The sequence below is a fragment of the Saccharomonospora halophila 8 genome (genome assembly GCF_000383775.1).
Classification (GTDB): domain Bacteria; phylum Actinomycetota; class Actinomycetes; order Mycobacteriales; family Pseudonocardiaceae; genus Saccharomonospora; species Saccharomonospora halophila.
Genome location: NZ_KB912557.1, coordinates 154,038 through 164,571, shown reverse-complemented (window position 1 = coordinate 164,571; position 10,534 = coordinate 154,038). Strand labels below are relative to the sequence as shown.

Sequence of the window (10,534 nt, the reverse complement as noted above, 5' to 3'; positions counted from 1 at the left end):
CGGGGCGCCCGGGGCCGCGGATGCCGGGACGCCCGGGACTCCTGGGACGACGGAGCCGGACGCGACGGACACGGTCGCGGAGCTGGCCGGGCTGCTGCGGACCGCGGCCGAGCTGGACCCCGCCCCCGAAGCTCCGGACGATCCGCCGAAACTGGCCGTGTCGAATCGGCTGTGGGTGTGGCGGGAGCTGGCGGTCCGCCCCGGTTTCCCCGAGGAGCTCGCCACCTGGCCGGGCGGCACGGTCGCGACCGCGTTGTTCCCGGAGGACCCCGAGGACACCCGTGCCGAGATCAACGCCGACGTCTCGCGCACGACGCGGGACCTCATCCCGGAACTGCTTCCGCCCGGCAGCATCGACGCCGACACCGTGGCCGGTCTGGTCAACGCGCTCTATCTGCGGGTCCCGTGGACGTACCCGTTTCGTGCGGACGACACCGGGCCGGGTGATTTCCACGGTCCGTCCGGGACGCGGCAGGTGCCGATGATGCGCCAGACCGAGACGCTCGGCCACGCGGAACACGCGGGGTGGCGGCTGGTCACCCTGCCCGCGGCGGGCGGGGTGCGCGCCACGGTGCTGCTGCCCGACCGGCCGCTGGCCGAGCAAGAGCCCGGACTCGACGCGGACACCCTGGCCGAGCTGCTCACCGCCGAACGTGCGGCCCGGGTGGAGCTGACGCTGCCCCGTCTCGCCCTGGACACCCGCGGTGGACTCCGGCCCGCGCTGGCGTCCCTGGGCGTGCGCACGATGTTCGAGGCGGGTTCGGACTTCGGTGAGCTCTCCGACGACCCGCGGCTGACCGTGGCCGACGTGCTGCACGAGTCGGTGTTGCGCGTGGACGAGAGTGGACTGGAGGGCGCCGCCGCCACGGCGGCGACGATGCGGTTGGTGTCGGCGCCGTCCGGGCAACCTGTCACGGTGACCGTGGACCGTCCGTTCCTGCTGCTGGTGCGACACGCCGCAACCGGGGTGGTGTACTTCCTCGCCCGGGTGGTCGAGCCGTGACGACGACGGCGCCCCCGCGCGGCCGTCCGCCGGTCGAGCGCGCCACCGTGCGCCGTGCCGTGCTGTGGCCCCGCCTGGCCGACACCGCGGTGATGCTGGGGTTCGTCCTCGCGGCATTCCTGATCTACCGTCCACTGTGGTTGAACCTTTCGGACGGGTACCTCTTCTTCAGCGGGCAGGACCAGAACCTCTGGGAGTGGTTCTTCGCCGTCACGGCACACAAGGTGCTGAACTTCGAGAACCCGCTCACCACCACGCTGCAGAACCACCCGGACGGGGTGAATCTGGCGGCGAACACCGCGATGTTCGGGCTCGGCGTCCCCCTGACCCCGATCACGGTCCTGTTCGGACCTACGGTGACCTTCGCGCTGGCGCTCACCGGCGGGATGGCGGGCACCGCGGTGGCGTGGTACTGGGTGCTGTCCCGGCACGTCGTGGATTCCCGGGCGGGTGCGGCCGTCGGGGCGGCGTTCTGCGGTTTCGCCCCGCCGATCGTCTCGCACGGCAACGCGCACCCGAACTTCGTCGCCCTGTTCCTGCTGCCGTTCGTCGTGCTGTGTCTGCTCACCGTCGTGCGCGGGGCGCGGCCGGTGCGTGGTGGCGTGTTCCTCGGGCTGCTGGTGGCGTGGCAGCTCCTGCTCGGCAAGGAACCTCTGCTGATCGCCGCGGTCACGATGACCGTGTTCGCGCTGTCCTACGCGCTGATGCGCCCGGCGCACGCGCTCGCCCTGGCCCGCCCGCTCGGCGTCGCCCTCGGCACCGGGGCGGCCGTGGCACTGGTGCTGGTGGCGGTGCCGCTGTGGTGGCAGTTCTTCGGCCCGCAGAGCTACCCCGGTCTGGAACACGGACTGCGGGGCAACGACCTCGCCGCGTTCCCGGCGTTCGCCACCGAGTCGCTGGCGGGGACTCCGGACAGCGCCGTGCCGCTGTCCATGAACCGCACCGAGGAGAACGCCTTCTTCGGTTGGCCGCTGCTGCTCGTGCTGGCGGGGGTGGTGGCGGCGCTGTGGCGGGTGGCCTCCGCCCGCGCGCTCGCGGTGACCGCGCTCGTCCTGGCGTGGATCTCGATGGGCGCGGTGCTCTACCTGGACGGCACCCCCACCGCGATCCCCGGCATCTGGCTGTTGCTGTTCGACCGTCCGCTGTTCGACTCGGTGCTGGAGAGCCGCTTCGCGCTGGGCGCCCTCGTGCCCGTCGGGATCCTGCTGGCGATGGCCACCGAGCGGGTGCTGCGGATGCGGACCCGCCCCGACCGGCGCTACGCCGCCACGATCGTGTGGGTCAGCGCGCTGGCCTTCGCGCTGGTCCCGATCGCGCCCACCGAGCTGCGCGTGACCGAACGCGGCGAGGCCCCGGCCTTCTTCGCCGACGGCACCTGGCGCACCCACGTGCACGACGGCTCGGTGGTGCCCGTACCCCCGCCGGACGTCGGGGACGCCGACCCGCTGCACTGGCAGATGGCCGCGGGGATGGGCTTCCCTCTGGTGGAGGGCTATTTCGTCGGGCCGAACCGGGACGGTGAGGGCCGGTACGGCGCCCCGCGCAGGCCCACGTCGATCCTGCTGGAGCGGGTCGCCGAGGACGGCGGTACTCCGGAGATCACGGTCGGCGACCGCGCCGCCGCCCGGCGGGACCTCCAGCACTGGAACGCGGACCTGGTGGTCCTGCCGATCGGGACCGAACACCAGCACGAACTCCGGGCGACCGTCAGCGCGCTGCTCGACGCCCCGGGGCGCGCCGTCGGCGACGTGTGGCTGTGGGACGTCGACGCGTTGCTGGAGCGCTAGCCGGGCCGCTGCTGTCACACCGGAGGACGCGGTCCCGCGGTGCTCAGCGGGTGCGCTGCCGCACGGACCGCAGGGCGTCGAGGTAGTCCCGGGTGGCGGGCTCGGTGGGGAAGCGGTGGGTCAGTGTCGTCGCCAGCTCCCCGGACACCATTAGCAGCGACGGCAGGGAACGTCGCCCGGCTTCGAGCGCCCGGTGGCCGAGTGTGGTGGCGTGGTCGAGGTCGCCGTCCCGGGCCGCGACCACGGCACGGGGCTGTCGCATGAGCTCCCCGGACTGCGACGGGACAGAGGTGACGGCGGGGTTGACCCGCCGTCAATGGGAGTTGCTCGACGACCTCCTGGCGGAGGTGTGTTCGCGCAGCGGTGGGAAGTGGGAGGACCTGCACGACCGGGGCCGCGGGGTGCTGGAGGCGGTGCGCCCGGTCTCCTGGGGCGACGGCGATCGGCGCCCGGACGGTGACCCCGAACTGCGGCGACACGTTTACGAGGTCGTCGGCACGCTCGGGCATCTCGCGGAGGCCGCACTCACCGACGCGCGGGCTGTACGGGACACCGGACGGCGGGTGCGCGCACTCGGTGACCGGATGTCGGCGCACGCGGTGCCCCGTGGTGCGTGAGATTCCGCCGAGAACCGAACCCCGGCACCGCCGCGGCGCGCTGCGCCCCACCCGGCCGGTCTGGCCCACCGTGGACCCGGACGAGGCGATCGAGGATGCGCGGCGCGCGCTGTCCGAGTTCCGGCCCGCTCCGGACGAACACCTGCTCCGTCGGGTTCTGGAGGGGCTGTACCGGCTGTGACGCGGCTCCGGCCGGTGCGGGCGCCGTCCCGGCTCCCCCGACCGGGGTCGCAATCATCGCCAACGATGTGACGTGAGGAGCCACATGTCCACACCGACCACGAACCTGCCCGCACCACCGCTCGCGCCCGCACAGCGTGACCTGCCCGCCGCACTGTTGCGCGTCGAGCGCCCCGGGGCGAGTTGAGGGCCGCGTCTGTTCCGCGCGTTGTCACACCGGAGGGCGCGGCCCCGTCCTCGTGTCGAGGGCGTCATCCGGACGCCCGGCGACGAGGAGGAGACACCATGGCACGCGTTCCGGGAGTCCCCACGGCAGATGCGTCATGGTTCACGCGGTTGGTCTACCTGTTCGCCCGCAGGCGTTACGGAGCGGTGCCCGAGCCGGTCACCGTCGCGGCGCACCACCCGAGGCTGCTGACCGCGTACGGCGCGCACGAGATGCTGGTCGAGCACGGGAGCCGAACGCTGCCGCCGACCGTGCGGGAGCTGGCCGTGTACCGCACGGCCGTGCGGGTCAACGGTTCGTGGTGCATCGACTTCGGCACCATGCTGCAGAAGCACGCGGGGTCGGACGTCGAGCGGCTGCGGGCGATCGACGACTACCCGAACTCGCCGCTGTTCACCCGGCAGGAGCGGCTCGCGCTCGCCTACGCCGACGCGATGACGGAGTTGCCCTTACGGGTGAGCGACGGGCAGGTGGCCGAGCTGGAGGCCGAGTTCGGACGTGCCGGGCTGGTGGAGCTGACGTACCAGATCGGGCTGGAGAACATGCGCGCCCGCATGAACAGCGCCCTCGGCATCACCGACCAGGGCTTCACCTCGGGCGCGGCGTGCCGGGTTCCGGTACCCGCCGACGCGGCGGCCACAGCGAACCGAGTCGCGTGACGGCCGGTGTGGTCGTGGTTCGCCGCCCATCGGGCCCGGGCCGGTGACCCATCGCCGACCCTCTCAGCGGCCGTTCCCCCGTCCGCGGGGCAGGACTCCGTTCGAGGGCAGCATCCGGGTCTGCTCCGTCCTCGGCTGTGCGGGGTGCTCCGCGGCGTGCGGGGTCGGGCGTGCGCGGTGTGCGACGCCTCCGGCCGGTCCGGTGCGGGAGCCGGTCGGGGAGGCGCCCGTACGATCCGGTCTGTCCGCCGGTGGCGGGACCGCCCGGACCAGCCTGGTCGCCTCGTCCCGGCCCGCACCCGCGCTGCGGGTCTGCCACGACTCGTCCCGGGCCTTGGTCACGGCCCAGTACATCGCCGGCTTGATCACGAGCAGGTTCACCACGGACACGACCGGCGTGAGCAGCAGCCAGGTCACCACGCGGGACCGTGTCGCCAGTTCCGGTCGTTGGGCGGCGTACATCGCGGTCTGCGCGTAGGTGAGCGTGATCCAGTACCCGAACCCCTGAACGGCGGCGAGCTTGTCCGTACCGGGGAGGACGAGCACCACCCACGCCAGGATGACCGGGGTGAGCACGAAGAAGATCAGCGAGTACACCCGGAACAGCAGTGGCACGGGGCGGAGGAACCTGATCTCCCAGAAGAGATAGCGCCAGTACGACTTGAACCACCGCACCCGCTGCCGCCAGAGCCCGTTCACCGTGTCCGGCATCGTGGTCTCGACGACGGCCTCGTTGACCGCGACGGCCTGCCCCCGCTCCAGCGCGTAGTGCGTGAGTCGCCGGTCGTCCCCCGCCGTGCCGGAGGTGACGTAGTCCTCCAGGTTGTCGTAGACGAGGTCCCTGCGGTACACCGCCAGCACCCCGGAACACGGGGCCACCGCGCCGACGTGCGACCGTGCCGACCGGACCGTCAGGCACCACGTCACCATCTCCAGGTCCGTGGTGCGGGTCAGCCAGTTGTCCCGCCGGTTGCGCACGACGGGCAGGCCCGTCGCCGCCTGCACCCGGTCGTCGCTCATCGCGCGCAGGGTGTGTTCGACCGCGTCCGGCATGAGTACCGCGTCGTCGTCAACGGTGAGCAGGAAGTCGAACTCGCGGTGCTTGAGGTGCTCCAGGATGGCGGCCTGGGCGTGCCGTTTACCCGCGTTGCGATGGCTGAACCACCACACGCGGTCGTGCTCGAACCCCTGTAGCGGCTCGTCCGACCCGTCGTCGATCACGTAGATCTCGTCGGGTGGGCGCGTCTGCTCCAGCAGGGAGCCGACGGTGCGGTACACGGCCCGAGTCTCGGTGTTGAAACACGGGACGATGGCGATCACCGTCCCGTCGGCGGGTGGCAGGTGGGTGAAGCTGCGCCGCCGGACCGCGGCGAGCAGGAACGCGATCAGCACGCTCGTGGTGACACCGTAGAACACGAGTGTCACCGACAGCCGCGCCTGCCCGACCGTGAGGTGGTAGACGATCGTCCACGCCGTCGCGCACACGACGGCGACGGCGCAGACGAGCGTCGCGCGGGTCTCGTCACCGCTTCCGCGCACGACCCAGCCCCCGGATCAAAATCACCCCGGCGATGACCAGGACGACGCCCGTGATGATCAGCCACTCGATGCCGAAGGTGACGCCGCCGATGGTCATCACGGCGGGACCGGTGTAGGCGAGCTTCTCGTTGTCGTATCCCATGTGCCCTCCTCAGAGCGGATGACGGCCGGGGAGATCCAGCCGGTAGGTGGTGTCCAGGACGAGTGGCACGGTCGCCAGCCACGACAGGTCGTGCCCGGGATGTGCGGTGTGGACGATGGCGAGATCCCATGCGCCCTCCGACGCCTCGGTGCTGAGGACGCCGGTGCCGGTGGGCAGTCTGTCCACCAGCGGGTCGGTGAAGGAGACCTCGGCGCCCTCGGCACGGAGGTACCGGATGATCTCCACGGCGGGGGAGTTGCGCACGTCGGCGACGCCCGGCTTGTAGGCCACCCCGACGAGGAGCACGCGCGCGTGACGCAGCGCCGTCCCCGTGTCGGCGAGCAGTTCCCGGGCGCGCTCCACCACGGTGCGCGGGCGCTGCGCGATCGCGGTCATCGAGTGCTCGATCAGCGGGGCCGGGATGCGTCGTCGTCGGAGGTCCCAGAGCAGGTAGTGCGGATCGCAGGGGATGCAGTGCCCGCCCACGCCCGGCCCGGGACGGAACGCGGTGAACCCGTACGGTTTCGTGGCCGCCGCGGCGATGATCTCCTCGGGGTCGAGGTCCTGCTCGCGCATCGCCGAGCTGTACTCGTTGGCGAAGGCGATGTTCACCGCACGGTAGGTGTTCTCCAACAGCTTCGTCGCTTCCGCGGCCTCCAGTGACGAGACCGTGTGGACCACCGACGCCGACGCGGCGAGCGCGTCGGCGGCCAGGCGGGCGCAGCGCGGCGTCACACCACCCACCACGCGCGGCGTCGACCTCGGGACGTGCGTCGCGTCACCGGGATCGAGGCGTTCGGGGCTGTAGGCCACATGCACGTCGACACCGGGGGTGAGGCCGCGGGCGCGAAGGAGGGGGAGCAGGAGGTCGCGGGTGCTGCCGATGTAGCTGGTGGAGGTCAGCACGAGGATCTGGCCCGGGGTGGCGTTCCCGGCGACCGTCGCGCACGCGGACCGAAGAGGGTCGAGGTCGGGTACGGCGTGCTCGTCGACCGGGGTCGGGACGCAGATGACGACCAGATCCACACCGGAGAGCGGTCCGGGGTCGGTCGTGAGGAACAGCCGGGTGTCCAGGTCCGCGGCGAGGCGGTCGTGATCCGTCGGCAGCAGGTCCGCGCGTCCTGCCCGGATCTCGCTCACCCGCTGGTCGGAGGTGTCCACGCCGAGGACGTCCCAACCGGCCTCGGTGAACCCGAGCGCCGTCGGCAGACCGACGTAACCCAGGCCGACGACCGCCGCACGGGTCAACCCGGCCGCCGTGGCTGACCCTTCCGCCGACTGCGGTGAGGCTGTCACGCTTTCGCCCTCCCGTTGCTCGTTCATTGTCCGATCGGCTTCTCTCCGCACCGTGGGGCGCGAGGACGACCGCCGGGAACCCGTTTTGTTCCGACACGGCGGCCGTCGTATTGTCGTGGTTCGGACCGGGTTCGCTACAGCGTGACCCGTCACGGATGTGCAACGAAATCCGGGGCGGGAATCCGGAAGGTCGTTGATCCATACCGTGACCTGCGATGGACTTCTTTTGCGAGCTCCTGTTCGGCGCGCCGTGCGGTCGGAGTAAGAAACGTCACGCAAATGATTCGCACGTCCTTGTCGATCGTTGGTGCGACACGGGGTGCGAATGTATTCTGTAATCGTTGCACATTCACCCGACGCGGCGCGATGGCAGAAATTCACCAATTCGCTCCGGCGAGTCTCGTGAATGTTTCCGGTGAAGAGCGGATGGTTCGTGAGAATCGGTCACGGGCCGGGTCGTGTGACGGCCGATCGCACTGTGGGAACGGGTCGCCCGTTCCGGGTCCCGACCGCGGTATGGCGGCCCGGATGCCCGTCGCGACCGCGCACGACAGGCGGTCTCGCGACAGGATCGGGAAGACCGTCCGGGTCAGCGTGGGATGTGGGTGAGCTTGTCCGGGTTGACGACGTCGTAGAGGGCGACGATGCGGCCGTCGCGCACCACCACGGCCTGTACGTGCTCGTCCAGGGCGCGGTAGCCGTCGCCGCCCGGCTCGGCCGGCAGGTGCAGCCCGACGTCGCCGTTGACGAGCACCGGCCGCGCCGTGTCCAGGACACCCGGGCGGTAGTGCCGCAGCAGGCCCGCGAAGAACCGGACGAGCGTGTCCGCGCCGGCCATGACACGGCGGGCGGTGCGGCCCTTGCCGTCCGAGTCGCCGGTCAGGGTGACCTCCGGGTGCAGCAGTTCGGTCATCGCGGACAGGTCCCCGTTCGCCAGCGCGGTGACGAACCTGTCCAGCACCGCGCGCTGCTCGGCCAGGTCCGCGCGCGGCGGCGGGTCGGCCTCGGCGACGGCCCGTCTGCCCCGGGAGGAGTGCTGCCGCGCCGCCGCCGGGGTGCAGTCGAGGATGTCGGCGATCTCGGGGAACGGCACGTGGAACACGTCGTGCAGCACGAACGCCACCCGCTGCTGGGGCGTGAGCGTGTCCAGCACCACCATCGCGGCCATGCGCACCCCGTCGTCGCGCACCACGGCGTCGAGCGGGTCGTCGGCCGCCGGGGCGCCCAGCGGAGTCACGATCGGCTCGGGCAGCCAGTCACCGACGTAGGACTCGCGGCGGGCGGTGGCCGAGCGCAGCCGGTCGAGGGCGATCCGGCTCACCACGGTCGTCGCCCACGCGCGCAGGTCCCGGATCTCCTCCCGCCGCGACGCGGGCAGCGACCTCAGCCGCAGCCACCCTTCCTGCACGGCGTCCTCGGCGTCGGCCACCGACCCGGTGAGCCGGTAGGCCACCGAGAGCAGGTGCCCGCGCAACGCGGGGAACTCCCCGACGAGCGACTCCCTCCCCTGTGACATCACCCCCGATTATGCCCCGCCACCCGCACCGCCCGCAGACCCGTCCGGGGTGTGCCGTGAAGGGCACATTCCCTGCACCCAGTGCTGTGAGGGGCACATTCACTGCACCACGCGCAGGGAAAGTGCCCTTCACGGCACCACGCCGGGGACGGCCGCCCGCCGCCGTGGGAGGGACGGGTGGGGCGGTGTTCTAGAGTGGGGGTGTGGCGGGACGGATCCGGGAGAGCGACATCGCGCAGGTCCGCGAGCGCAATCGGATCGACGAGATCGTGGGCGAGTACGTCGCGCTGCGCCGGGCGGGTGGCGGCGCGCTGAAGGGGCTGTGCCCGTTCCACGAGGAGAAGACACCCTCGTTCAACGTGCGGTCCAGCCACGGCACCTTCCACTGCTTCGGCTGCGGCGAGGGCGGCGACGTCATCAAGTTCGTCATGCAGATCGAGCACCTCCCGTTCGTGGAGTCGGTGGAGCGCCTGGCCGACCGGATCGGCCTGCACCTGACCTACGAGGGCGGCGGCGCCGCGCCCCGCCGCGACCGGGGCACCCGGATGCGGCTGGTGGAGGTGCACAAGGCCGCCCAGGAGTTCTACGCCGAGCAGCTGGAGACCCCGGAGGCCGAGGCCGCGCGCACGTTCCTGTCCGAGCGCGGTTTCGACCGCGCCGCGGCGCAGCGCTTCGGCTGCGGGTTCGCCCCCGGTGGCTGGGACAAGCTGACCAAACACCTGCTGCGCAACGGCTTCGAGCTGGCCGAGCTGTACAAGGCGCAGGTCTCCAAGGAGGGCAGGCGCGGTCCCATCGACCGGTTCCACCGGCGGCTGGTGTGGCCGATCAAGGACCGGGGCGGGGACGTCGTCGGGTTCGGCGCCCGCCGCCTGTTCGACGACGACCCCATCCAGGCGAAGTACCTCAACACCAGCGAGAGCCCGGTCTTCAAGAAGTCGCAGGTGCTGTTCGGTCTGGACCAGGCCAAACGCGAGATCGCCCGGCGACACCAGGTGGTGGTCGTCGAGGGCTACACCGACGTGATGGCCCTGCACGAGGCCGGGGTGCCCACGGCGGTGGCCTCGTCCGGCACGGCGTTCGGCGAGGAGCACATGCGGGTGCTGCGCCAGCTGATGATGGACGACGACGCCTTCCGTGGTGAGGTCGTCTTCACCTTCGACGGTGACGAGGCGGGGCAGAAGGCCGCGCTGAAGGCGTTCGAGGGCGACCAGACCTTCGCGGGCCAGACCTACATCGCCGTCGCGCCGGAGGGGATGGACCCCTGCGAGCTTCGGCTGGCCAAGGGTGACGCGGCCGTGAAGGACCTGGTGGCGCGGCGGATCCCGCTGTTCGAGTTCGCCATCCGCAGTCTGCTGTCCGACTACGATCTCGACTCGGTGGACGGCCGGGTCGAGGCGCTGCAACGCACCGTCCCGCTGGTCGCCCAGATCAAGGATCAGGCCAAACGGGACGGCTACGCCACCAAGCTGGCGTGGTGGGTCGGCTGGCAGGACGAGGCGATGGTCGTGCGCCGTGTGCGGGAGACCGCGGGCGCCCCGGTGCAGGCGGGCGGCAGGCGCAGGCCGGCCC

The 10,534-nt window shown here is 71.6% G+C and carries 11 protein-coding genes; 6 read left to right on the top strand and 5 right to left on the bottom strand.

The features are described from left to right. Positions 1-1,003: serpin family protein (locus tag SACHA_RS22030; RefSeq protein WP_019810528.1), on the top strand; the 1,003-nt coding region annotated here is incomplete at its 5' end. After that, positions 1,000-2,790 (top strand): hypothetical protein, encoded by a 1,791-nt coding sequence (locus SACHA_RS0113220; protein ID WP_019810526.1) that lies wholly within the window; start codon positions 1,000-1,002, stop codon positions 2,788-2,790. The genes SACHA_RS22030 and SACHA_RS0113220, both read left to right, overlap by 4 nt. Before the next feature lie 43 nt (positions 2,791-2,833). On the opposite strand, the gene SACHA_RS22025 is transcribed toward SACHA_RS0113220, so the two are convergent. Then, complete coding sequence (locus SACHA_RS22025; protein ID WP_157601687.1) at positions 2,834-3,052, bottom strand: hypothetical protein; 219 nt, start codon at positions 3,050-3,052, stop codon at positions 2,834-2,836. A 40-nt stretch (positions 3,053-3,092) separates the two neighbouring features. Between SACHA_RS22025 and SACHA_RS22020 the strand changes: the two genes are divergently transcribed. The 3 genes from SACHA_RS22020 to SACHA_RS0113200 all read left to right on the top strand — a co-directional run bounded on the left by SACHA_RS22020 (position 3,093) and on the right by SACHA_RS0113200 (position 4,472). Beyond that, positions 3,093-3,407, top strand: coding sequence for a hypothetical protein (locus SACHA_RS22020; protein ID WP_232211875.1), 315 nt, complete (start codon positions 3,093-3,095; stop codon positions 3,405-3,407). Then, complete coding sequence (locus tag SACHA_RS0113205) at positions 3,400-3,588, top strand: hypothetical protein (protein WP_232211874.1); 189 nt, start codon at positions 3,400-3,402, stop codon at positions 3,586-3,588. Before SACHA_RS22020 ends, SACHA_RS0113205 begins: the two co-directional genes overlap by 8 nt. Positions 3,589-3,872: 284 nt before the next feature. Beyond that, positions 3,873-4,472 carry a carboxymuconolactone decarboxylase family protein gene (locus SACHA_RS0113200; protein WP_028663155.1) on the top strand — a complete coding sequence of 200 codons (600 nt, stop codon included), beginning with the start codon at positions 3,873-3,875 and terminating at the stop codon, positions 4,470-4,472. Between the two features lie 63 nt (positions 4,473-4,535). Here the strand turns inward: SACHA_RS0113200 and SACHA_RS22015 are convergent, their stop codons facing one another. From SACHA_RS22015 to SACHA_RS0113180, 4 genes are all read right to left on the bottom strand, one after another. Beyond that, positions 4,536-6,011, bottom strand: a complete 1,476-nt coding sequence (locus SACHA_RS22015; RefSeq protein ID WP_019810520.1) for a glycosyltransferase family 2 protein — start codon at positions 6,009-6,011, stop codon at positions 4,536-4,538. Further along, positions 5,995-6,153, bottom strand: a complete 159-nt coding sequence (locus SACHA_RS24545; protein ID WP_019810519.1) for a hypothetical protein — start codon at positions 6,151-6,153, stop codon at positions 5,995-5,997. The genes SACHA_RS22015 and SACHA_RS24545 overlap by 17 nt, the downstream gene beginning before the upstream one ends. 9 nt (positions 6,154-6,162) lie before the next feature. Next, a complete protein-coding gene (locus tag SACHA_RS0113185) occupies positions 6,163-7,449 on the bottom strand; it encodes a nucleotide sugar dehydrogenase (RefSeq protein WP_232211873.1) in 1,287 nt (428 codons plus the stop codon). Between the two features lie 589 nt (positions 7,450-8,038). After that, on the bottom strand, positions 8,039-8,965 hold the full coding sequence (locus tag SACHA_RS0113180; protein ID WP_019810516.1) for a sigma-70 family RNA polymerase sigma factor: 927 nt from the start codon (positions 8,963-8,965) through the stop codon (positions 8,039-8,041). Positions 8,966-9,168: 203 nt separating this feature from the next. Between SACHA_RS0113180 and dnaG the strand changes: the two genes are divergently transcribed. Next, positions 9,169-10,534, top strand: a 1,366-nt coding sequence (gene dnaG, locus SACHA_RS22010) for a DNA primase (RefSeq protein ID WP_019810513.1), incomplete at its 3' end; no start/stop codon positions are given.